The organism is Fusobacterium perfoetens ATCC 29250, from assembly GCF_000622245.1.
GTDB classification, from domain to species: domain Bacteria; phylum Fusobacteriota; class Fusobacteriia; order Fusobacteriales; family Fusobacteriaceae; genus Fusobacterium_B; species Fusobacterium_B perfoetens.
The window spans coordinates 445,922-469,905 of record NZ_KK211416.1; the positions used below are offsets into that span (position 1 = coordinate 445,922).

Annotated in this window: 20 protein-coding genes; 4 read left to right on the top strand and 16 right to left on the bottom strand. The window is 24.7% G+C overall.

Annotated features, from left to right (window positions below; all coding sequences use genetic code 11):
• Window positions 1-108 precede the first annotated feature (108 nt).
• Complete coding sequence (locus T364_RS0109040) at window positions 109-759, bottom strand: GntR family transcriptional regulator (RefSeq protein ID WP_027129305.1); 651 nt, start codon at window positions 757-759, stop codon at window positions 109-111.
• Between the two features lie 182 nt (window positions 760-941).
• Here T364_RS0109040 and gltS point away from each other — a divergent pair, with 182 nt between their 5' ends.
• The 3 genes from gltS (at window position 942) to T364_RS0109055 (ending at window position 4,031) form a co-directional block, all read left to right on the top strand.
• Complete coding sequence (gene gltS / locus T364_RS0109045; RefSeq protein ID WP_027129306.1) at window positions 942-2,141, top strand: sodium/glutamate symporter; 1,200 nt, start codon at window positions 942-944, stop codon at window positions 2,139-2,141.
• Between the two features lie 18 nt (window positions 2,142-2,159).
• Entirely contained in the window at window positions 2,160-3,134 is a 975-nt protein-coding gene (locus tag T364_RS0109050) for an aminopeptidase (protein WP_027129307.1), read from the top strand.
• Between the two features lie 63 nt (window positions 3,135-3,197).
• The gene (locus tag T364_RS0109055; RefSeq protein ID WP_027129308.1) at window positions 3,198-4,031 is read left to right on the top strand and encodes a sulfite exporter TauE/SafE family protein; all 834 of its coding nucleotides are present in this window, start codon (window positions 3,198-3,200) and stop codon (window positions 4,029-4,031) included.
• A gap of 86 nt (window positions 4,032-4,117) precedes the next feature.
• Here the strand turns inward: T364_RS0109055 and T364_RS0109060 are convergent, their stop codons facing one another.
• From T364_RS0109060 to T364_RS0109085, 6 genes are all read right to left on the bottom strand, one after another.
• Window positions 4,118-5,041, bottom strand: a complete 924-nt coding sequence (locus T364_RS0109060; protein ID WP_027129309.1) for a sugar ABC transporter substrate-binding protein — start codon at window positions 5,039-5,041, stop codon at window positions 4,118-4,120.
• Window positions 5,042-5,131: 90 nt separating this feature from the next.
• Window positions 5,132-6,082: an ABC transporter permease gene (locus T364_RS0109065; RefSeq protein ID WP_027129310.1), complete on the bottom strand. Its 951-nt coding sequence runs from the start codon at window positions 6,080-6,082 to the stop codon at window positions 5,132-5,134.
• Between the two features lie 11 nt (window positions 6,083-6,093).
• Window positions 6,094-7,584: a sugar ABC transporter ATP-binding protein gene (locus T364_RS0109070; RefSeq protein ID WP_027129311.1), complete on the bottom strand. Its 1,491-nt coding sequence runs from the start codon at window positions 7,582-7,584 to the stop codon at window positions 6,094-6,096.
• Window positions 7,577-8,731 carry a hypothetical protein gene (locus T364_RS0109075; protein WP_027129312.1) on the bottom strand — a complete coding sequence of 385 codons (1,155 nt, stop codon included), beginning with the start codon at window positions 8,729-8,731 and terminating at the stop codon, window positions 7,577-7,579. Before T364_RS0109075 ends, T364_RS0109070 begins: the two co-directional genes overlap by 8 nt.
• Before the next feature lie 16 nt (window positions 8,732-8,747).
• Window positions 8,748-9,641 (bottom strand): BadF/BadG/BcrA/BcrD ATPase family protein, encoded by an 894-nt coding sequence (locus tag T364_RS0109080; RefSeq protein WP_027129313.1) that lies wholly within the window; start codon window positions 9,639-9,641, stop codon window positions 8,748-8,750.
• Window positions 9,642-9,650: 9 nt separating this feature from the next.
• Window positions 9,651-10,700 carry an ROK family protein gene (locus tag T364_RS0109085; protein ID WP_027129314.1) on the bottom strand — a complete coding sequence of 350 codons (1,050 nt, stop codon included), beginning with the start codon at window positions 10,698-10,700 and terminating at the stop codon, window positions 9,651-9,653.
• A gap of 367 nt (window positions 10,701-11,067) precedes the next feature.
• On the opposite strand from T364_RS0109085, the gene T364_RS0109090 reads away from it, so the two are divergent.
• Complete coding sequence (locus T364_RS0109090; protein WP_027129315.1) at window positions 11,068-13,578, top strand: P-loop NTPase fold protein; 2,511 nt, start codon at window positions 11,068-11,070, stop codon at window positions 13,576-13,578.
• 72 nt (window positions 13,579-13,650) lie between these two features.
• Here the strand turns inward: T364_RS0109090 and T364_RS0109095 are convergent, their stop codons facing one another.
• The 9 genes from T364_RS0109095 to T364_RS0109135 form a co-directional block, all read right to left on the bottom strand.
• Complete coding sequence (locus T364_RS0109095) at window positions 13,651-14,211, bottom strand: cupin domain-containing protein (protein ID WP_027129316.1); 561 nt, start codon at window positions 14,209-14,211, stop codon at window positions 13,651-13,653.
• A 100-nt stretch (window positions 14,212-14,311) separates the two neighbouring features.
• Complete coding sequence (locus T364_RS0109100) at window positions 14,312-15,646, bottom strand: D-serine ammonia-lyase (protein ID WP_027129317.1); 1,335 nt, start codon at window positions 15,644-15,646, stop codon at window positions 14,312-14,314.
• A 22-nt stretch (window positions 15,647-15,668) separates the two neighbouring features.
• Window positions 15,669-17,042 carry a GntP family permease gene (locus tag T364_RS0109105; RefSeq protein ID WP_027129318.1) on the bottom strand — a complete coding sequence of 458 codons (1,374 nt, stop codon included), beginning with the start codon at window positions 17,040-17,042 and terminating at the stop codon, window positions 15,669-15,671.
• Between the two features lie 15 nt (window positions 17,043-17,057).
• Window positions 17,058-18,653 carry an N-acyl-D-amino-acid deacylase family protein gene (locus tag T364_RS0109110; protein ID WP_027129319.1) on the bottom strand — a complete coding sequence of 532 codons (1,596 nt, stop codon included), beginning with the start codon at window positions 18,651-18,653 and terminating at the stop codon, window positions 17,058-17,060.
• A gap of 231 nt (window positions 18,654-18,884) precedes the next feature.
• Window positions 18,885-20,054, bottom strand: coding sequence for a M20 metallopeptidase family protein (locus T364_RS0109115; protein WP_027129320.1), 1,170 nt, complete (start codon window positions 20,052-20,054; stop codon window positions 18,885-18,887).
• Window positions 20,055-20,068: 14 nt separating this feature from the next.
• A complete protein-coding gene (locus T364_RS0109120) occupies window positions 20,069-20,890 on the bottom strand; it encodes a carbon-nitrogen family hydrolase (protein WP_027129321.1) in 822 nt (273 codons plus the stop codon).
• Window positions 20,891-20,898: 8 nt separating this feature from the next.
• Window positions 20,899-22,206 carry a citrate transporter gene (locus T364_RS0109125; protein WP_027129322.1) on the bottom strand — a complete coding sequence of 436 codons (1,308 nt, stop codon included), beginning with the start codon at window positions 22,204-22,206 and terminating at the stop codon, window positions 20,899-20,901.
• A 70-nt stretch (window positions 22,207-22,276) separates the two neighbouring features.
• Window positions 22,277-23,131 carry a MurR/RpiR family transcriptional regulator gene (locus T364_RS0109130; RefSeq protein ID WP_035945614.1) on the bottom strand — a complete coding sequence of 285 codons (855 nt, stop codon included), beginning with the start codon at window positions 23,129-23,131 and terminating at the stop codon, window positions 22,277-22,279.
• 387 nt (window positions 23,132-23,518) lie between these two features.
• Complete coding sequence (locus tag T364_RS0109135; RefSeq protein WP_027129324.1) at window positions 23,519-23,983, bottom strand: RidA family protein; 465 nt, start codon at window positions 23,981-23,983, stop codon at window positions 23,519-23,521.
• Between the last annotated feature and the right edge of the window lies 1 nt (window position 23,984).

The following is a 23,984-nucleotide window of genomic DNA, read 5'->3' on the forward strand; positions in this document are numbered from 1 at the left end:
ATAAAATTTTTAAAATAAATTTGTTACCTTTTTGTTGGCTACCTTTCAATTCTTTTTAGAATTTTAAACATCTATATATCTCAATAAATCGTAATCAATATTATTACTCTATTTATCTCTTTTATTTTTTATAAAAATATATCCATGTCTTACATGTTCTTTCATTAACATAGATACTTTTTCTGCATCTCTCATTTTTAAATATTTTAATATTTCTTTATGTTCTTCTAAAATTTCTTCTCTTCTAGTAGTGTATCTATTAGAAATATCTCTATCATATAAAATTACTCCCATTAAATCACTCAAAAGCCTTTTTAATCTTTCGTTATTTGCTATTTCTAATATTTTATCATGAAATTGAGTATTCAATTTAATAAGTTCTTTTATTTCTTTAACATTATCAGATTCAATTATAATTTCTTCTAACTCAGTTATATCTCTATCAGTAATATTATTAGAAGCTAAATATCCAGCCATTCCCTCTAAAGCTTCTCTACATTCATATATTTCAAGTAAATCTTTCTTTCCTATTCCTTTTATAATAACACCTTTCCAAGAATTAACCTCTATTAACCCTTCTGCTGATAATTTTCTAAAAGCTTCTCTTATAGGTGTAGGACTTATCCCAAACATTTTAGCTATAGATGTCTCTGTTATTTTACTTCCTTTTTCCAATGTTCCATCTATTATTAATTCTTTTAATTTTTCATAAGCTTTTTCACTTAAAGTTTTTTTTTCTTTTAATTGAAATTCAGACATTTTAATCTCCAATCATTTTTAAATATTTTATTTTATATATTTTACAATATTATTTTAATAAATACAATTTTTTTATAAAAAAAGCTTGACATACATTGGAAAATATAGTATATATTAAATATAAAATATTCTATAGAATATATAATATGGAATATAAAATAAAAAAGTTTAGGGAGGTTTTTATGGAGTTAGAATTTAATTTATTTTTAACAGTAGCTACTGCTGCAATTGTCTTAATTGTTGGAGATTTTATTAAAAAAAGAGTTGAAATACTTAGAAGATTTTGTATTCCAGTTCCTGTTGTAGGTGGATTAATCTTTACAATATTACTTTCAATAGGATATTCAACAGGTTTATTTAATTTAAAATTAAACTTTGTACTTAGTAACTTCTTTGCCTTAGCTTTCTATTCTAGTATTGGATTTACAGCAAGCTATAAACTATTAAAAAAGGGTGGTCCTCAAGTATTAAAATTTTTAATAGCTTCTATTATTGTAGTTATTCTTCAAAATTTTCTTGGTGTATATTTAGCTAAATTTTTAGGCTTAAATCCTTTAGTTGGATTAGCAACTGCTTCTATTCCTATGACTGGTGGACATGGAACCTCTGCAGCATTTGCTCCAGTATTAGAAGAAGCTGGTTTATCTAATGCTTTAACTATTTCTTTAGCTGCTGCTACTTTTGGTTTAGTTTCTGGAAGTTTAATAGGTGGTCCTACAGGTAAGTTTCTTATTGAAAAATATAAATTAGTATCTAAAGCCATAAAAAATGAAAATTTTGAAAATAATAATGAAAATTTTGAGGAAAATAAAGATAAAATTGATGAGAAAAGAATTCAATCAGCAATGTATCAATTATTAATTTCAATGGCTCTTGGTTCTATAATTTCTATCGGATTAAAGAAAATTGGTTTAACTTTCCCTGATTCTGTTGGTGCTATGATTGCAGCTGCAATTATGAGAAATATCGCAGATTATTCTCCTAATTTTAAAATAAAAGAAAATGAAGTTAGAATAATGGGTGATTTATCTTTAATGTTATTCTTAGCTTTATCTATGATGAATTTAAAATTATGGCAAATTGCTGATTTAGCTATTCCTATGATTATTTTATTAATAGCTCAAACTATATTAATGTTTATTTGTGCAATTTTCTTAACATTTAGAATGATGGGAAAAGATTTTGAAGCTGCTATGATGGCAGTTGGTCATTGTGGTTTTGGATTAGGTGCTGTTCCTACTGCTATGGCTAATATGCAATCTGTTGAAGAAAAATATGGAAAAGCTCCAACAGCATTTTTCATTTTACCATTAGTAGGTAGTTTATTTATTAACTTTTTCAATTCAATTATAATTGTAACTTTTATTAATATGTATAAATAGTTTAAGGAGATGATAATAATGAAAAAAATAATGATGGCTAAAGGTGCTAGATCAATTGTGGAAGTAAATTTAGGAGTAAAAGAAAATGAACAGGTAGCAATTATAACTGAACCTAAACAAATGAGAATAGCTGAAGCATTAGCAGCTGCTGTAATTGCCGCTAAAGCTGAACCTTCTATTCATATATTAATGCCTAGAGAAAGAGATGGACAAGAACCTCCAAAAACAATAGCTGCAGCAATGAAGGAATCTGATGCTTTTATTAGTGCTGTATATACTTCTATTACTCATACTCATGCTGTTAAAGACGCATGTGCTAATGGATCAAGAGGAATTATGTTAACACAATTCAATGAAGACCAAATGATTAAAGGAGGAGTACATGCTGATTATCATAAAGCAGCAGCTGATTGTAAAAAAGTTGCCGAAACTTTAGCAGGTTCAAAAGTAATAACAATTACTACTCCTTTAGGAACTAATCTTACTTTATCTGGAGAAGGTAGAAGAGGAAATGCTTTAACAGGTTTAGTTGGTCCTGGTGAATTTGGACCAGTTCCTACTGTAGAAGCTAATGTTTCTCCTGTTGAAGGAAGTGCAAATGGAGTTATTGTAGCTGATGCTAGTATTCCTTATATTGGAATAGGTTTATTAAAAACTCCTGTTAGAATGGAAGTAAAAGATGGTTATATAGTTCTAGAAACTATTACTGGAGGAGAAGAAGCTAAAAAATTAGCTGCTGATTGGATTAGTAAAAATGATAAAAATGTTTATAATGTAGCTGAAGTAGGAGTAGGTTTAAATCCTGAATGTGTATTTACTGGAAGTATGTTAGAAGATGAGGGTGTATTTGGTTCTCTTCATATAGGAGTTGGAACTAATATTACTCTTGGTGGAATTATTAAAGCCCCTTGTCATTATGATTTAATTATGACTAAACCTACATTAATAGCTGATGGAATAGTTATTTTAAAAGATGGCGAATTAATGTTATAATACTCCTTTACAAAGCCAAGATTTTCAAATCTTGGCTTTTATTATAAAATATTAGGTGATATAATGTTTAAATTATTTTTTTCTAATATTAACATAGAAACATTTATTTTTTTAAGTATTTTTTGTTTTATTGCATCTTTTATAGATGCTATTGTTGGTGGAGGAGGATTAATTAGTATTCCTGCTTACTTAGCTTCAGGATTACCTATCCACATTGCTTTAGGAACTAATAAGCTTTCATCATGTATTAGTACTACTGCAAGTAGTTTTAAATTTATATTTTCAGGAAAAGTTAACAAAGAACTTATTTATAAACTATTTCTCTTTTCTTTTATTGGTTCATTTATCGGAGTTAAAACTGTAATTTTAATAAATCCTAAATATCTATCTCCTTTAATTATCATTTTATTAACATTAATTTTCCTTTATTCTTTAATAAATAAAAATCTAGGTGAAGAAAATAAATTTAAAGAACTTAATAAAAAAAATATTTTAATTAGTAGGGTTATATTTTTTATTATAGGATTTTATGATGGATTTTTAGGACCTGGATCTGGTTCTTTTATGATCTTTGCTCTTATTAAAATATTCAAATTAGATTTTACAAGTGCTTGTGCTAATGCAAAACTTTTAGGTTTGTCTAGTAATGTCGCTAGTATGCTTTCTTTCATTATTTTAAAAAAAGTTAATTTTTTTTACTCAATTCCAATTGGAATTATTATGATATTTGGAGCTATATTAGGAACTAAATTTGCTCTTATAAAAGGAAATCTTTTTATTAAACCACTTTTTTTAATAATAACTTTTATTATTTTAATAAAAATGTTATTAGAAACTATATTTTATATAGATATAATTGAAATTATAAAAAATCTAATTTCAATTATAATTTTTTAAATAAATAGTTTATACTAAAAAAACTACGTAGACTAATTATTATTTATCAATCTACATAGTTTTTTTAATTACATACTAATCAAATTTTACCATTCACCTTTAAAATTATTTACGTTATCTTTATTAACTTCAACTTGAATCATTGGAGTTACTTCTTCAACTTTTTCTCCTTTTAAAGCTTTAGAAGCCATTTTTATAGTAACTGCTCCCTCTTCTACTGCAGACATATAAGTAGTTCCATCTATTAATCCTGCTTTAATAGCAGCCAATCCTTCTTTACTTCCTCCAAGACCTATTACAAATATCTTATCTTTTAATCCTGCTTCTTGTAATGCCATTCCTGCACCAATAGCTGAATTGTCATCTTGAGTTATAATTATATCCATTTCTTGATTTTTTTGAATTAAGTCCTCAACTATTTTCATAGCTCTTTCTTTTTCCCATCTACTTGTTTGGTTGAAAACTATTTTATAGTTAGTATCTTTTAATTCTTCAACTAATCCTTTTTTTCTATTTCTTTGTGGAGGTGTTCCTGGAACTCCTTCTATTAATACAACTTTAGCATCATTTTTCTTTAATAAATTTTTAGCAATTTTTCCTGTTAAAGCTCCTGTTTTTACTTCATTTTGTCCTACATAAGTTACAATTCCAGGATATCTTCCATCTTCATCTGTTCCTATAGAATTTGTAAAAGCAATTACAGGTATTCCTGCATCTTGAGCTATAGCAATAGCTCCTTTAATTGCTTCTGAATCTGCTGCTGCAACAGCTATTAAATCTACTTTTTTTGCTACAAAATCTTCTATTTGAGATAATTGCTTAATAGGATCCCAGTTAGCATCAGCATATTCTAATTTTACTCCTTCTTCTATTGCTTGTTTATCCATTCCTTCTCTTACAGCAATAAAATATCCAACTGGTCCAGGTAAAGAAACTCCTATAACTTTTTCTTGAGCAAAAGTTATAATACTCATTAATAGTCCTAAAATACATAATAAAACCTTTTTCATATTCTACCTCCTTAATAATTTATAATATTTTTTATTATTTATATAATAACTTTTCTGACACCTCCTTTTTATTTTTTTATTTATATAGTTTTATTTCTTTTTAAAACTTCCAAAACCAACCGCTATAAGAATTATAATTCCTTTAAATATATATTGGAAATAAATATTAACCCCTATAAGGTTAAAACTATTACTTATTACACTCATAAGAAGAACACCTATAATAGTTCTTAAAACACTTCCTTCTCCACCATTAACACTTGTTCCTCCTATTACAACAGAAGCTATAGCATCCATATCATATCCTTCTCCTGCTGTTGGAGTAGCTGTACTAAGTCTAGATACTAATATTAATCCTCCTATAATAGCTGTTATTCCATTTATAACAAATACCATTATTTTATATTTTACTGTATTTATTCCTGATAGTTTACTTGATTCTTCATTTCCACCAACAGAATAAATTCTTCTTCCCATAATAGTTTTTTTCAAAATAACATTAGCTATAATAACTCCTATAAAAAATATAATTACTGCAACAGGTACTCCTAATACACTTCCTCTTCCTATAACTGTAAGAACTGGATTAAAAAATGATATCGGATAACCACCTGTATAAACAAATATCAATCCTTGAAGAATGACTACCATTCCCATTGTAGCTATAAGTGATGGTATTTTAACAATCGCAACAGCAAAACCATTTATTAATCCTATTAATGCTCCTGCTAATAAGGCAGCTCCAAATGATACTATAAAACTATGTCCAGCTGATAAAAGACTCATTATAATAGTTCCACCTATTGCCGCTATCTTTCCTACAGATATATCAAAATTTCCAGAAATAATTACAAATGTCATCCCAGTAGCAATTACTCCAATAATTGAAGATTGTCTTAAAAGATTTATAATATTATTTCTAGTAAGAAAATTTGGCGTAATAAAACTAATTATAGTACACAAAATAAAAAATCCTAAAATTATTCCATAATTTTTTAAAATATTTTCTTTTTTAAATGATGTTTTTAATTGTTCTAGCATTTATCCACCCCTTATCCATTTAATACATAGTTATTTATATTTTTTATAGTAAGTTCATTATCTTTTAATTCTTTTATAAAATTTCCTTTCTTAAGAACTAATACTCTATCTGATATTCTTTCTACTTCTTCTAAATCTGATGAAATAAAAATTATTCCCATTCCTTTACTAGAATAATCTTCTATTATCTTAAATATATCTTCTTTAGCGTTTACATCTATTCCTTTTGTAGGTTCATCAAATATTAAAACTTTTAAATCCATATCATTCCATTTAGAAACTACTATTTTTTGCTGATTTCCTCCACTTAAGCTAGAAACTTTTAATTCATAATCTGAAACTTTTATTGATAAATCTTTAATTGCTTTTTCTATATGCTCATTTTCTTTTTTATTGCTTATAAAATTATTATTCAGCATTTTTTCTATTTGTATAATAGTAGAGTTATTTTTTATAGTATGTTTTAATATAAGTCCATAATTTTTTCTATCCTCTGGAATTAATCCTATTCCATTTTTTACTGCATCTTTTGGATGTTTTATATCTATTTTTTTATTTTCAATAAAAATTTCTCCACTATCTTTATTTTTTACTCCAAAAATACATTCTGATAATTCTGTTCTTCCTGCTCCTACAAGTCCTGCTATTCCAAGAATTTCTCCTTTTCTTAAATCAAAAGATACATTCTTTAATATATTTTTGTATGTTAAATTTTTTACTGATAAAATAACTTCATTTAAATTTTCTTTTTTATTTTTTTGAACAACTTTTCTCACTGGCTTTCCAGTCATGTATTCTACTACTTTATCTTTAGTAAGATTTTTAATCTCTTCAGTAATTATAAATTCTCCATCTCTTAAAACACTTATTCTTTCACATACAGAGAAAACTTCTTCAAGCATATGAGATATATATATAATAGTTTTTCCTGAATTTTTTAATTTTTTTATTATCTCAAATAAAGATTGTTTTTCCTTTTCTGATAAAGAAGTTGTAGGTTCATCCATAATAATTATATCTGATTCATTATTTATTGCTTTTAATATTTCTATCATTTGTTGTTTAGATATACTCATATTTTTAGTAATTTCTAAGGGATCAATATCAAAATTTAAATTTTCACATAACAATTTAAATTTCTCTATCATTTTTTTATCATCTGTGAAAAATCCATTTTTTCTAATCTCATTTCCTACAAAAAGGTTTTCATAATTTTTTAATGTAGGTATTAAACTAAGTTCTTGGTAAATTATACTAATTCCCTTTTTTTGAGCTTCTAAAGGAGATTTAAAATCTTCTTTTTTCCCCATATATAAAAGCTCTCCTCCATTAGCTCTATGTACTCCACAAATTATTTTCATTAATGTAGACTTTCCAGCCCCATTAGCTCCCATTATTGCATGAATTTCGCCTTTTTTTATTTTTATATTTATATTTTTTAATACTTCTACTCCTGAAAATGATTTACTTATATTTTTACACTCTAATATATATTCATTCATTTATAGCCTCCTTTTTTAAAAAGATTTCTATATGTTCCTCTGGAATACTCATAAAATCCCATGACAATACTATTCCTTCTGAATTTCCTTCATGAAGTATATTCATTACTTCTTCTATATATTCAGGATTACTTAAAGCAATTCCATCTTTTTTATTAAAATCAATTCCTATATAAATATTTTTATACTTCTTAGATATTTCTTTTATTTCTCTCAACATTTGCTCGTTTGAAATATTATCCTTTAAATATTTTTCACCAATTAATTCTAATAAATATTTTTTTGCTTTTTCATCATATAATTCTCCATATTTTTGGAATTCAAATGGTATTCCTGCTGGAGCAAAAGTTTTTCTATAATACATCGGTTTTATAAAATCTGCAATTTCACTTAATTTATTTATATCTTGTCCAAATAAATATGAAATATTTGGAGCATAAATATCAAAACCTACTTCAAATCCTTTTTTTCTAAAATAATTAGTTAATTCTTGTACTTTATCAAATATACTTTGATTTTTAAATTTAAAATATTTATCTAAATTTTCATTTTCAAATTCATATTTAAATTCTTTATATTGTTTTATTTCTAATGGATTTCCATTTTTCTTATTAAAACTATTTTCTATATATTTTTTTAATTCTTCAATATTTATTCCATACTTTTTCATATCTTCTACACATTTTTCACAAAAACAAGTAAAAATAGCATCATTACCATTAGAAAATGCTGGATATCTAATTTTATCTATAAATATTCCATCAACATTATATTTACTTATTTTTTCATCAAAGATTCTTTTTATATTTTCTATATTTTCCATATTATTAGGACAATAAAATTCAAAATTTTCTCCCTCTTGAAAAGAAAATTTTTCTATCTCATTTCCTTTATAATCTCTCACTTCTGAAAATTTTCCAAAATAACTTAATTCTGAAAAAAGTGGCAACCAAAAATAAAGTTTTACTCCATAAGTTTCTAAAAAATTTTTTAATATGTTATAAAATTCTTTATTTTCATACCAACCTATTATTAAGCCATCTATTTTTATAAGTTTTAATATTTTTTCTAATTTAGACTTTAACTCTTCAATTTTTACTTCTTGTTTAGCAAATCCCCCTGAAAAAATTTGAAGATATCTTCTCATAAAATCACCACCTAAATTATTTTAAATGATCAAATGCTATTTTTATTCCACCTTCTGTTAAATCAGAATTATTAATATTAAATAAAATCTCTTTATCTTTTTCTATTTTTTTAACTTTTTTCAAAATATTTTTATATATTATTTTATTAGAAGCTATGCTTCCTGATATTACTAAATTTATTTTTTCTTTATTAATAATTTTTACCATCTTTAATACAATTTTACTTAGCTCGTTTATAGCTTCATCAACTATACTTTTACATATTAAAGATTTGTTATAGTTATCTATTACAAATTTAGCTACAGAAGCTATTTTAGTTATACTTTTATATTCATTTATTACTATTTCTGGTTTAGTTAAATCTTTATTAAATTCTTTAAAAATCTCATCTTCTTCTAATCCTTCTAAAGATAATAAATATTTTTCTAAAAATCTTTTTCCTATCCAATATCCTGAACCTAAATCGCTAAATTCACTTCCCCAACCACCTAATCTAATTTGTTTATTTTTTAAAAAAACAAATCCTATGGAACCTGTTCCTGAAGCTAAAATACATCCTTCTTCATTAAAATAAATCGATTTATAAGCTAATTCAGCGTCATTCATTATGATAGATTTATCTTCAAATATTTTTAAAGAGTTTAATATTTCTCTAAATATTTTATAGTCTTCATCTGTATCACAACCAGCTAAACCAAAAACATAAAATTTTATTTCTTCTTTGTTTAAATTATTAACTTTAAAAATCTCTTCTATTCCATCATGAATATTTTCTTTTGTTTTTTTTATCCCAATATTTTTATAGTTAGTACTTTTTCCTTTGAAATAAAATTTTTCTTTTTCCTCAACATTATATAAGCAATACGTTGTTTTACTTCCTCCACCATCAACTGATAAAATATATGACATATTTTCCTCCTACTTATCTATAATAGATAAATTATCTTTATTTTTAAAGGAAGCCATTTTTAAAGTTCCTTCTATTCCATTTTCTAAATCTTTTTCATCTAAATATATTTCAGGTATATTATTTTCTCCAAATTTTTCTTTTAATTTTTTTAAAATTTCATCAAAAAATTTCTTAGTTATTCTATGAATACTACTATTTATAATAATAATATCTGGATTTAATATAGAAATATTTATTGTTAATATAAAAAGAACAATCCTTTTTATTTCTTCTTTACTGTTACTTTCAATAGCTAGTTTATACTTTTCTTCTATAGTTTTACCATCAAATAATAATATTTCTCCTATTTCTCCAGCAAAATTTGATTTTCCTTTATATAATTTTTTATCTATAAGAATTCCTGTTCCTATTCCTTCACCTAAAAACAAATAAACTAAATTTTTTATATCTGAAGGTACTTTTTCTAAAAGTCCTATAGCTATTAGATTTACGTCATTCTCTATTTTTACTTCTATATTATATTTTTCTTCTATTATTTTTTGTAAATTAATTCCATTAAAATTAATTAATGTATATGCTCCACTTATACATCCATTTTTTTCAATTACCCCTGGAATTCCAATAGATATACTTCTTATATTCTCTTTATTTTTTGATTCATTATACATTTTATCTAATACATTTAAAAACTTTTCTATTTCAAAATCTTTATTTATATGATATTTTTTTTCATTTTTTATTTCTGATAAAATATTATATTCTTTCATGTAAAGAAAATTATTTTTAAAATATACTATGATAGATGTAATACTATCTCCATTTATTTCATAAAAAATTGGTTTTTTTCCACTTCCTTTTACTTCTATTTTATTTTCACATTTTCTTACTTCACCTGTTAATAATAGTTCTTCTACAGTCTTATTTATTGTTGGAAGACTTAAATTTAACATTTTAGATAATTGTGGCTTTGTAATAGGAGCATTTTCTATAATAGCTTTTTTTACTAAATTAGTATTTATTTTTTTTATTATTTCTGGTTTTCCACTTATTTTAGTCATAAATACCTCTTTTTTTATTAATTAATAAACTTTCTTTATTTATTATAAGTTTATTATATTTTTTCTATTTTGTCAATATTTTTTTATGTTAAATTAACTTTTATTAATCTATATCAAAACACTATATAAAAAAATAAATCATATTTTTATATACTTTATAAGTTATTTATTTTATTATAACTATACTTTTTTAATTTAAAAAGATATAATTTTTAATAGAAATTGTTAACATATATTCTCATATTTACTATACTATAAATACTAATATAAAAAATGATTAAATCTCAAAAAATACATGGTCTGTTCTTCTAATAATAGTATAAGTATGATAAAATAAAATAAATAAACATAACACCGGGGGAAAATTATGATAAAAATATTCTATATAATGATTTTTGGATTATTAGGAAAAATCTTAAATTCTGGATTATCTTCAACAAATATTTTAAAAATATCAGAAAATAAAAAATATGAATATATTGAACCTTTTATATTTACAATATCATTTTCAGAAATACTTATTGTAATGATTTTAACAATTTTAATAAGTATCTTTTTTATAATTTATTATGAAAAAGATTTTTTTAGAATAAGAAAAGTCTCTAAAAATATTTTATGGCTCGAATTATATTTCTTTTCATTTATTTATGGAACTTATCAATACAAATTGAAAATAACTCCATTATATCTAATAATACTTTTTATTTATTTTTTAATAATATATTCTTTTATATATTATGCAAAAGAAGAAAAAGAAATATTTTATAAAAAAGATTTATATAAGAGTAGAGAAAAATATTTATCTTTAATAGATTTTTATTTAGAAAATATGAAAACTTTTGCTATAATTGGAGAATGGGGAATAGGAAAAACTAAACTTATAGAAAATTTTTTTAATGGAAATTATAAAGATTTTAATGAAATATTATATAAAAATAAATATGAATTTATCTATATTGATGTTTCAATCTATAGCGAAAATGAAAAAATAATAGAAACTTTACAAAATAGAATTGGAAAATTATTAAAAAAATATAATTTCCTTAGATTGGAAGGAAGATTTATAAAAAATTTATTTTTAGAAAATGAAACTTTTTTAAAAATAATCTATAAATTTCTTTTTTCTAATATATCCTTAGAAGAAAATAAAAGAGAACTAGAAGAAAAAATAAAAGAAATAAATTCTATAAAAAAAGTTGTTATTTGTTTTGATAATTTAGAAAGATTAAATAATAAAAATAGAATTATAAAACTTTTTGCTATATTAGATGAAATATTACCAAATGAAATGAAAAAAATATATATTTATGATGAAAAATATATGAAAGAAATTTTTAAAAAAGAAAATGATAATTTTGTAGAATATATATCAAAATATGTATTTAATAAAATAAAAGTAGAAGATATTAATGTAGATGAAATATTAGAAGATAGAAAAGAAATATTAACAGAAATAAAAAAAATACAAAAAAGGATAAACGAAAATATAGACTTTTTGACCGAAGAATTAGAAAATGAAAAAAAATCCTTTTCACAAGGAAAAGAAAAAATAGATCAACTAAAAAATGAAGTAAAACTATATTTTCAAAATATAGCAAATAAATTAAAAAATCCTAGGTATCTAATTAATTTAAAAGAATATATAGATGAAAAAGAAAAAAATATAGATTATAGAGTAGAATATAAAATAATTAGAGATAATTTTCCTAATTTAGAACTAAATGATATTCTAGAAGAAGAATTAAGACCTGATATTATTCTAGGACTAGACGAGTATGAAGCAAAAGAAATAAAAGAGAAAAAAAAAGAAGATATATCTTTAGATAATTTTAAAATAATAGAAAAAAATATAGAAAAAATTTGTCAAATGTATATTTTTGAAATGAATGATGAAAGAAAAAGTTTATATAAAAGAAAAGAAATTTTTAAAACAAATTTAGGAAAAAAGAAAATATATTTTGAAAGTTATTATAATAATATAAAAATAGAAGAAACCAAAATAATGAAAGAATTAGAAAAATATAAAAAATTTCCTGAAAAATATTTATTTAAAATAATTGATACTATAGAAATTCTTAATAATCCAGTTGATAGTATAAAAGAAATAATAAAATATATGTCTGATACTAATAAAGAATATATTATTTCTTCTTTAGATGAATTAATAAAATTATACACTAATGATTATCCTTATAAAATATTAAAAGAAATAATAAAAAAAATTAAAATTAATAAAAACATAGAATATAATAATGATAGAAATAAATATGAAAATCATACAGCAAAAGAATGGAAAGATATTTATCTGAAAGTTTATATTAGAGATTCTTTAGAAATAAAATACCTAATATCTATAATATCAACTTTTAAATGCACAAAAGAATATATAAAATCAACAAATTCTTCAATACTAGAATATGAAGATCTTCTTAGTAAAAAATATATATTTTCTAATAATCTTAAAGAGATTATTGATTTTTTTGAAAAAAATTTCAATAAAAATATAAAAGAATTAAAAAAAATAGATATAACAGAAGAACAAATAAATGATTTAATACAAGTATTAAAATTATTTAATGAAATAGAAGTAATAGAAAAAAAAGAAATTAAAAAACTAAAAAAAGAGATATTTAATGAATATATATACGATAAAATAGAAAAAGAAAAAGATTGTATTATAATTAATTACTATATAAATAATAAAAAAGAAAATTTAAAAATAACAGAAGATACTCTAGAAACTTATTTAACTGAATTAGAAAAAATAAAAAAAGAATTATATTCGAGACAAGAAATAGAAAATTATAACCTTTTAAAAGTTGAATTATTAAAATTTCAAAAAAAAATAATATATAAAAAAGAAGCAATTAAAATTTAAAAAACTCTGTAAATACAGAGTTTTTTCTACATTTATAATTATTTTTTAGTTTAATTCAGTTAATATTAAATATTAAAAACTTGGTGGAGTTATAGCAAATATAACCTTTACTTCTCCTTCTGAATTATTTATCCACTTATGTTCTGTTAGAGGAGGAATTCTTACGCTATCTCCCTGATATAACTCATATTCTTCATTTCCAATTTGAATAGTTACTACTCCTTCTACTACATAAGCTACTTCTTCCCCTTTATGACTTTGAGTTATATTACTTGAAAAATTACTATGGGGTATATGCATCATACAAAATTCAATATTTCCTTTTGTATTTGGTGTTAACAAATCATATCTTACTTCTTCATCATTAGGAAGCCCTATTATTTTTCTACTGTTACTTCGAACTATCAATTCTTGAGTTTCTTCTTCTTTAAAAAACATAAATAATGGTATATCTAATATTTGAGATATTGTTTTTAAGGTTCCAATAGAAGGATTTACTAAATTTCTTTCAATTTGACTAAGCATAGACGCAGTTAATTTAGCTTTTTCTGACAATTCTTTTATTGTCAATTTTCTCATCTTCCTATAATTTTGTATTTTTTTTCCTAATTCTAAAGAATCTTTCTCTTCCATTTCAATTCCCTTTCTATAATAAAATTTTTCTAATAAATTATATCATAAAAAGAAAATAAAAAGAAGAGAAAGATTTTCCTTTCTCTTCTTTAATTTTATATTATTCTTTCCCCTTCTGATAATATTTTTCCATTTCTTCTTTAGGAACCATACTTCCACCTGTAGCCCAAACTAAATGTGTTATATTTTTAGGATTTATATTTTTTTCTTCTAAATATTTTTTTCCTAATATAGAATTCTCTATTAGTTCAACACCTTTAAATCCTGCTAAAGCACTTGGTTCTAAGAAAATTTTTTCTACATCTGCTAAAGTAGATAGATATCTATACATTTTTTCATCTGACAATGTATAAGAACCACTTACTAGATTTTCAACTGTTTTTCCTACAAACTTTGACGCTCTTCCTACAGCTAATCCATCAGCACAAGTTTTATTATCTATTCCAAAGTCTTGTACTGAAACTAAATCATGATATCCTGTAGATAAACCTAATATCATACATGGAGAATGAGTTGGTTCTGCAAAAAAGCAATGGGCATTATCACCAAATAAAGATTTTATACCAAACATTACTCCTCCAGGTCCTCCACCTACTCCGCAAGGAAGATAAACAAACAACGGATGATCTTTATCTATCAAAATATTCATATCTTCAAATTGTTTTTTTAATCTTAAGGCAGCTACTGTGTAACCTAAAAATAAAGTTTTAGAATTTTCATCATCAACAAAATATGCTTTTTCATCTAAAAGACACTCTTTTCTTCCCATTTCAACAGCTTTACTATAATCATCTTCATATTCTTTTACTATTACACCTTTGCTTCTAAGCATATCTTTTTTCCATTGACGAGCATCTGCTGACATATGTACAGTTACTTTAAATCCAAGTTTTGCTCCCATAATTCCAATAGAAAGTCCTAAATTTCCAGTTGATCCAACACCTATACTGTATTCTGAAAATAATTTTTTAAATTCATCAGAAGCTAATATAGAATAATCATCTTCCAAATGTAATTTTCCGCTTTTTAATGCTATATCTTCTGCAAATTTTAAAACTTCATATATTCCTCCTCTAGCTTTAATAGAACCAGAGATTGGTAAATGACTATCACATTTCAAAAGTAATGTTCCTTCTATATTTTTTTCTATTTTTTCAGAAAGAACTTTTTTCATATTTTCAATTTTTTCTATTTTTGATTCTATTATTCCATTACTTTTTTGAGTCTCCGGAAATACTTTAGAAATATATGGTGCAAATCTTTCTAATCTTTTGGAAGCATCTAATATTTCACTCATTGTAATTGACGAATTCTTTAAAACCTCATCAGTTGAATATAATTTATTATTTATCCAAAAGGTTTCTTTTAAAGAAATTAAATCTTCTATAATAGGAAACTCTTTTTTCCATTCTTGTAAACTTTTATTAAGTATCATTTATAGTTCCTCCTAGACTATATTAAAACATTCCTGGTAACGAAGTTACAAATATATTTAAAATTATAATAATTATAAAGCTAACTAAACTAGCTAAAGTTGTACTATATGTTGTAGCTACAAAAGCGTCATTAACTTCCAAATCATTATACTTTGCTGGTAACCAAAAAGCTGCATCAGTTGGTAATGTTAATCCAACAGTTCCAGAACAAATTGCTAATCCTATAATAACTGGAGAGTATCCCATAGCTACAGCTGCTGGTCCTACTATAGATACAGATGTTAACATCGCCACTGTTGCTGACCCTACAGCAGCTCTTATTATCATAGCTAATATAAATGCTAAAAGAACTATTGGTAAATTCCAACTTGATAATAATTCAACTAAAGCATTTCCTAGTCCACTTTTTTGTAAAATTAATCCGAAACATCCTCCTGTTCCTATAACCATTAAAACATTTCCTAACTTATCAGATGAGAAATCTATAAATTTCATAATATTCATATTTGTATTTTTTACAATATATTTTTTTAAAACTACTGCTGATAAAATCATTGCTAAAAATAAAGCTATATTATTATTTCCTAAAAATGTAAAAATTAAATATATAATATTTTCTTTTGGTAATACAACAGAAGCAACAGACCCAATTATTATTAAAACTATTGGAAATAAAATTAATAAAAATGCTGTCATTGCTGATGGCTTTTCGGGATCTGGTTTAAGAAGTTCTTCATTATTAACTAACTCTTGTACTTCTTTTTTATATTGTTCTTTTTCTTCTTTAGTTTGTTTTGAATTTACAATATTTCCATATTGCCATCCACATAATAAACTTGCTGGTAATGCAACAATTATTCCATATACAATAAACCATCCTAAATCTGCACCTATTTGTAAAGCAACTGCTACAGGCCCTGGAGTTGGGGCAACTATACAATGTGTTAATAATAATCCTACAAATAATGATGCCGCATAAGCACTTTTTTTCTTATTAGTCAATTTTTGTAAAGAATTAATTAATGGTGAAAGCATTATATATCCTGAAGCAAAATATACTGGTATAGCAACAATAAATCCTGCTAAATTAAGTGCTAATAGGTCATTTTTTTTACCAAATTTTCTCAATAACCCTTTTGCCATTTCTTCTGTAGCACCAGAGGCTCCTAACATTTCACCAAAAATTCCACCAAATAAAATTACTATTCCTAAACTTGCCATTGTATTTCCAAATCCACTTGCTATATATCCTAATAATTCAGAAGAAGGCATTCTACATAAAATAGCCATTATTATCGCTGAAACAAATAATCCTATAGCTGGACTAACTTTAAATTTAATTAAAGCAATTAATAAAATTGTAATTGTGATAAGAAACGCAATCAAAACATTCATTTTATTCCTCCTATTTTATTTTTCATAATGTCTAAGAACTCTTCCAGTATGTACTCCTGTCAATTTTTTATCTTTATATACTATTCCTCCATTTACTATAACATATTCAATTCCTTCTGTTAATTCATTTGAATTAGTATATGTTGCTTTATCTTGAAGTTTTTCATAATTAAAAATAACTAAATCTGCATCATACCCTTCTTTTATTATTCCTTTTGTTTTTAAACCTAGACGTTCTGCTGACATAGACGTCATTCTTCTTATTACTTCTTCTAAAGTCATGATATGATTTTCTTTATGATAATAACAAATTGCTCTAGGACAAGTTCCATAAGCTCTAGGATGACCCTTTTCTCCCATTTCTCTAGTTAAACCATCACTTCCAATAACTGTATGTGGAAATTTAGCTATTTCAAATACATCCTCATCACACATACTACTATAAACAGCACTTCCGATACCTTTATTTTCAACCATTATATCAAAAAATGTTTCAAAAGGATCTTTCCCTATTTCTTTTGAATATTCTGCTATTGTTTTTCCTATTACACCACTTGTATTAGGACAAGAAGAAACAAATACTCCTTCCCATCCTCCTGCATTTAAATAATAATTATCATATTTAGAATTAGGATCTTCCATTTCTTTTTTTATTTTTTCTCTCATTTCTGGATTTTTAAATAATTCTGACATTTTTTCTACACCCTCATTAAAATGCCAAGGAGGTACACAAGCATTTAAATGTGTCATGTTTCTTGGATATGGGTATTGATCACATGTTACTTTTATTCCTTCATCTATAGCTTTTTGTATTATTGCTAATGTTTGTTTTTGTAATCCCCAATTTGATTTACCTAAAATTTTATGATGTGAAATAAATACAGGAACTCCTGCTCTTCTACCTATTTCAATAGTTTCTTCAACCGATTTTACACTATCATATGATTCATTTCTCATATGCGAAGCATAAATTCCTCCATATGGTTTAATTACTTTTGCCAATTCTACTATCTCATCTGTTGTAGCATAACAACATGGAGTATATATTAAACCTGTAGAAAATCCAGCTGCTCCATTTTCCATTGCTTCTTTCAAAAGAGATTTCATTTTTTCCATTTCTTCTTCTGTCGGTTGTCTATTTTCAAATCCCATCACAGCTATTCTCAATGTGCTATGACCTACATAACTTTTAATATTTGCTGTCTTAGGTACAGAATCCGCATATTCTAAATAACGTTTATAACTTGTCCAGTTTACCATATCTTCTGGAAATTTTACTGCTCCTACTGATAATTGCCCTTGAACTAATTTTAAATTTTTTGGATTTATTGGTGCTGCTGAAAGACCACATTGTCCACCTATTTCTGTAGTTACTCCTTGAGAAGTTTTACATAATCTTGCACATTCATCACCTAAAATTAAATCTCCATGAGAATGAGCATCTATAAAACCAGGACTTATAAATAAATCTGTTCCATCTATAATCTCTTTTGCATCTTCATTTCCCAAAACATTTACTATTTTATCACCTAAAACACCAACATTTCCTTTAAATGCAGGTTTACCTGTTCCATCTACTATTGAAATATTTTTTATTAAAATATCAATCATGTTTTTCCTCCTAACTTCTAGATATAAAAATGTTAAAAATGATAAAATATAGTGCACTTATTTTAATTTATTAAAGTTTACCACAAAAAAATTGTAAAGTCAATCACAAAATTAATTTTTAATTAATTTTTTTTATTTTAAATTAATTAATTTAAAATTAATTAATTTTTGAATATTTTTATTAAAATAAAATAAGGTTCATTTTAAGTGAACCTTATTTTATAAAAAATATTATTTATTAAAATCTAAAACTAATTTTGTAAGTAAAGCAGCTCCTCTCCATAATACTCCTTCATTTGGATTATAATGACTATTATGTAAAGGCCATACTTTTTCTCCCTCTCCTGTTGTTCCTATCCAAGCAAAAGCTCCTGGAACTTCGTTTAAATAGAAAGAAAAATCTTCTCCTATCATAATAGGATTTACCTTTATTAAAGCTTCATCTCCATAAAGTTCTTTTATTTTATCTGACATATATTTAGTCATTTTTTCTTCATTTAATACTGCCATATATCCTCTTTCATAATTTAATTCTCCTGTACATCCTGAAAGAAGACATACTCCATCTAATACTTCTTTTAATCTTTTTTCTGCTAAATCTCTCATCTCTGGAACAAAAGTTCTACAAGTTCCCTCTAAAACACATTCTCCAGCTACTATATTGTACCTACTTCCAGCTTGCATTTTTCCTATTGTTATTACCATAGACTTCATTGGGTCTGCATTTCTACTTACAATAGTTTGAACAGCTGTTACATATTGAGCTCCTGTTACTAAAGCATCTATTCCTTCATTTGGTTTTGCTGCATGACTTGGCTTTCCTTTTATAGTTACTATAAAATGGTCAGAAGCTGCCATTAATGGCCCCTCTTTTATTCCAACTTTTCCTAATGGTAAATCAGGCCATACATGCATACTAAATATAGCGTCAACACCTTCTAAAGCTCCCTCTTTTATCATTCCTTTAGCTCCTCCATTAGGAGAAAGTTCTTCAGCTGGTTGGAAAATAAATCTTACTTTTCCTGAAAGCTCATCTTTTCTTTTAGATAAAAGATAAGCTGCTCCTAAAACCATAGTCATGTGATTATCATGACCACAAGCATGCATAACACCTTTATTTTTAGATTCAAAAGAAAGTCCTGTTTCTTCTTCTATTTGTAAAGCATCCATGTCAGCTCTCAGTGCTATAGTTTTTCCTTCTTTAGCTCCTATAAGTTCTGCTATTATTCCATTCCCATTTACATTTTTTCTTATATTAAAATTTCTAAGTTTTTCTAGTTCTCTTAAAATTATTTTGGAAGTTTTAAATTCTTTATTAGAAATTTCTGGATTTTCATGTAATTCTCTTCTTATAGTTTGTAAATATTCTTGAATTTCTTTTGCTGAATTTATAATAGACATTTCATCCTCCTAATCTATTTTAATAATCCTTCTTTTTCATAAAAATTAGGGTGTCTATCTCTAAACATATGAATAGTATTTCTTATTTCATCTATTATCGAAAGATCAATACTTCCATAAATTATTTCTTCTCTTTCACCTCCTTCTGCTATTATATTTCCCCATGGATCTATAATTAGTGAGTGACCACAATAACTTCCCATTGGGCTTTCTCCTACTCTATTACAAGCAATTACAAATAATTGATTTTCTATTGCTCTTGCTGTTAAAAGTGTTTTCCAATGATTTACTCTTGGGTTAGGAAAATTCGAAGTAACTATTATTGCCTGTGCACCTTTCAATGCATAAATTCTTGAAAGTTCACAAAATCTTATATCGTAACATATCATAAATCCAAATTTTCCTAATTCAGTTTCTAAAATTTCTGCTTTATCACCAGGTTCAATCATAAAGTTTTCATCCATATCACTATATAAATGCATCTTACTGTAGTCAAATACTATTTCCCCTTTATTATTAAGTATAAAAGTAGTATTTCTTATTTTATTATCTCTTGAATGTCTAGTTGAAATAGAACCTCCTACCACCCAAACATTATATTCTTTAGCTAATTTTTTTAAAACACTTATTGAAGGCCCATTTTCTTCTTCACAAAAATTGTCCATATCATGATACATTTTATCAGAAAAACCATAACTCCAATCTTCTGGAATAACTATTATATCTGGTTTTTTTTCATTATCCATTGCTTCTTTAAACATCTTTTTTATTTTTTCAAAATTATATTCTGGATCACAATACTTAATATCTGTTTGTAATAATGCAAAATTTATCATTTTTCCTCCTATACACTTCTAGCATAAATTATAGCTCTAATAATAACTACTATAAAGGTAATGATTGTTAAACACCATCCATTTTTTAACATAGCTTTAATATTTTTAGAATGTGCTAGTCCCATTGTTCCAACCATATCAACTGTTGGACTTACAAAGAATGTTACTTGACAAGCAACCAAAACAATAAAAGACCATATTTCCATTTTTACTGACATTGCAGTTACTAATGGTAAAAATAATTCATGAGTTATTTGAGCTTGTGCTACTCCTGCACCAGAAATTCCAAATACCCCTATTGCTGCAGCTATTACTAAAAATGCTGCAACTCCTCCTACATCTATTAAAGGTTTCATATAATTTGAAATAGCTTCAAAAGCCCCTGATTTTGCTACATAATTTAAAAATGGATCAAATAAAATAAACATAAAAAACATCCAATACATTTTTGAAGCTCCATCTACCATTTTCTTTATCGAATCTGTTAAGCTCATTCCTGCTGAAAGTCCTGTAAGTAAAGATGCTGTTATCATAACAACTATTGCATAAGAAGCCCCTGCTTTAGCTATAATACCATATATTAACATCACTGCCATTGTTCCTATAAATGTGAAAGTTGCTCTATTTATTGTTTTAGTTGCTTTAAAATCATCTGCTTTGGTATAAGAATCATCAAATTTTTCTGTTCCTCTTGTTAACTTTTGAGTACGACAAGCTATAAAATAAGTTGATCCCCATATTATAATACCCATAGGTAATCCTGCATTTAATAAAAAACTAGAATATGTTAATCCTGTTAACCCCATTATAGTTGCAACTGGAGGAACAAATGGTCCTATTTGAAGTCCAGTAGCTGCTGCACCATGAAATATAACTCCTAAAGTACTTGGTGTTAATCCTAAGCAAGAAACTATTGGAATTAATATAGGAGCTACAATAGCTACTGATCCTGATAATGTTCCTAACATAGAAACTAACAATGTACAAGTTATCATTGAAATTAATATAGCTTGTTTTTCTGTTTTAATATTAGTTTTCTCTACAACAAAATATACAATATTTTGTGCAACTTTTGTATGTGTTAAAACTTCTCCTAATCCAGATCCTAAAACTATTATAAAACCTATCAAAGATAAAAATGAACTTAAGGAACCTTTTAATACTTCACCAAAACCAGTTATAGTTTCTCCTGTCATTACAGCTCCTAAAAGAACACAAATTAAAACAGAAAGGTTCATATCTTTTCCTTTTAACATTAAATAAATATATAAAAGTAAAGGTAAAAATCCTAAAATTGGTGGTAAATCAAAAATCATATTTTCCTCCTAATCTTTTTTATTTTATTAACTTTATTAATATCCGTACGCTATATTAATAAAATAATAATCAAGAAATATAAATATCATTTTCTAATAGAATCTTATCATGCAACTCCATTCTTTTTAAAACTTTCTCTTTTTCTATTTTTCCTAAAGCAACAGTTATACTATTTGCTAATGTCATCGCTCCAACAAAACTATAAGATATTTCACTATTTTTAGCTAATAAAACAACATCTGAATTTAATCCAATTGGAGCATTAATATTATCTGTAATAGAAACTATTTTACATTCTTTTTCTTTAAAAAATCTAGTTATATTATAAGTAAATTTAGTGTACCTTGCATAACTTATTGCAATTAATTTATCTTCTTTTTTTACAGAAAGTAATTTTAGTGAAATATTTCCATTTTCATCTGATAATAAATAAACATTCTCCTTTATACCTTTCAATGTAAAATATAAATAAAAAGCTACACTATAAGAACTTCTTGAAGCACATATGTAAATATTTCCTTTTTTTTCTGATAAAATATCAATAGCTTTATTAAAATTATTATTTAACTCTTCTGTGTAAGTATTTAATAGAATATTAGTATTTGAATCAATAATATTTTTTAAAATATTTTTTTCTTCATTTTCTTTAATAAAATTTTTAATTTCTTTCATAGGAGTGATATTTTTTTTTAATAAATCACTAAGATTTTTCTGGAATTCAAAAAAACCATCAAATTCAATTTCTTTTACAAATCTACTTATAGTTGCTATACTAATTCCTGTTTTTTCACTTAATTCTTTAATTGAAAAAAAACCAACAATATTTAAATTTTCTTTTATATAATTCGCTAAAATTTTTTGATTTTTAGAAAGTTTATCATAATGATTATCAATTAATTTTAAAACATTCTTATTTTTTTCCATTTTTATCTCCATTAATTTAAATTTATATATTAATATTATACCATTTGAAACTAAAAGTCAACACTTTTTAAAAAATTTTTTTCATTTTTTATTTTTTATGAAAATAATTTTATCAAAATTATTTTTATAAAAATATATTGAATAACAAAAAAAGATTTTACCCAATCTCTTATTTAAATATTAATTTTTTCTATTTAAAGGATTTTACTTCTAAATTTCTATCAAAAAATAAAAAAACGAGAGATTTTAATACTATAAACATCATCTCGAATATCTAAGATTTTGAGTACAATACAAAAACCTCTCATTAATATTTATTTTTACTTTTTAACTTTATGTGATAAATCTAAACTTTTATCATATAAAAATATTTTTATTAATTAATAACTACTTTAATTCTAAAATTAATTCTATCTCTACCGGAATGTTCCATGGTAATGAACTTACTCCAATAGCAGATCTAGTTGGTAAACCTATTTCTTCTCCAAAAATTTCTTTCAATAATTTTGAAGCACCATCTATAACTTTAGGATGTTCATAAAAATTCTCTGCAGAGGCTACAAATCCTAAAATTTTTACAAAACTTTTTATTTTATTTAAATCTCCTAGTTCATGATGAAGATTAGATAAAATGTTTATTAAACAACGACGAGCAGCTTCTTGTCCTTCTTCTATAGTTAAATCTTTACCTAATTTTCCTACTATATTTTCATCTACTGAATTCCATGGAGCAGTTCCTGATACATAAACTAATTTATTTCCAAATTCTTTTGTTATACTATAAATTCCTCCTTTTGGTGTTGGATCTAATAATTTTATATTTAATTTTTTTAAATTTTCATATACATCCATT

Bases quoted from the DNA above. Each gene is read 5' to 3' on its own strand.
- T364_RS0109090 (WP_027129315.1), top strand. From the start codon at position 11,068: ATGATAAAAATATTCTATATAATGATTTTTGGATTATTAGGAAAAATC.
- T364_RS0109065 (WP_027129310.1), bottom strand. From the start codon at position 6,082: ATGCTAGAACAATTAAAAACATCATTTAAAAAAGAAAATATTTTAAAA.
- T364_RS0109100 (WP_027129317.1), bottom strand. From the start codon at position 15,646: ATGATACTTAATAAAAGTTTACAAGAATGGAAAAAAGAGTTTCCTATT.
- T364_RS0109085 (WP_027129314.1), bottom strand. From the start codon at position 10,700: ATGACTAAAATAAGTGGAAAACCAGAAATAATAAAAAAAATAAATACT.
- T364_RS0109050 (WP_027129307.1), top strand. From the start codon at position 2,160: ATGAAAAAAATAATGATGGCTAAAGGTGCTAGATCAATTGTGGAAGTA.
- T364_RS0109130 (WP_035945614.1), bottom strand. From the start codon at position 23,131: ATGGAAAAAAATAAGAATGTTTTAAAATTAATTGATAATCATTATGAT.
- T364_RS0109120 (WP_027129321.1), bottom strand. From the start codon at position 20,890: ATGATAAATTTTGCATTATTACAAACAGATATTAAGTATTGTGATCCA.
- T364_RS0109060 (WP_027129309.1), bottom strand. From the start codon at position 5,041: ATGAAAAAGGTTTTATTATGTATTTTAGGACTATTAATGAGTATTATA.
- gltS (WP_027129306.1), top strand. From the start codon at position 942: ATGGAGTTAGAATTTAATTTATTTTTAACAGTAGCTACTGCTGCAATT.
- T364_RS0109080 (WP_027129313.1), bottom strand. From the start codon at position 9,641: ATGTCATATATTTTATCAGTTGATGGTGGAGGAAGTAAAACAACGTAT.
- T364_RS0109115 (WP_027129320.1), bottom strand. From the start codon at position 20,054: ATGTCTATTATAAATTCAGCAAAAGAAATTCAAGAATATTTACAAACT.
- T364_RS0109055 (WP_027129308.1), top strand. From the start codon at position 3,198: ATGTTTAAATTATTTTTTTCTAATATTAACATAGAAACATTTATTTTT.
- T364_RS0109110 (WP_027129319.1), bottom strand. From the start codon at position 18,653: ATGATTGATATTTTAATAAAAAATATTTCAATAGTAGATGGAACAGGT.
- T364_RS0109135 (WP_027129324.1), bottom strand. From the start codon at position 23,983: ATGGATGTATATGAAAATTTAAAAAAATTAAATATAAAATTATTAGAT.
- T364_RS0109105 (WP_027129318.1), bottom strand. From the start codon at position 17,042: ATGAATGTTTTGATTGCGTTTCTTATCACAATTACAATTTTATTAATT.
- T364_RS0109070 (WP_027129311.1), bottom strand. From the start codon at position 7,584: ATGAATGAATATATATTAGAGTGTAAAAATATAAGTAAATCATTTTCA.
- T364_RS0109095 (WP_027129316.1), bottom strand. From the start codon at position 14,211: ATGGAAGAGAAAGATTCTTTAGAATTAGGAAAAAAAATACAAAATTAT.
- T364_RS0109075 (WP_027129312.1), bottom strand. From the start codon at position 8,731: ATGAGAAGATATCTTCAAATTTTTTCAGGGGGATTTGCTAAACAAGAA.
- T364_RS0109125 (WP_027129322.1), bottom strand. From the start codon at position 22,206: ATGATTTTTGATTTACCACCAATTTTAGGATTTTTACCTTTACTTTTA.
- T364_RS0109040 (WP_027129305.1), bottom strand. From the start codon at position 759: ATGTCTGAATTTCAATTAAAAGAAAAAAAAACTTTAAGTGAAAAAGCT.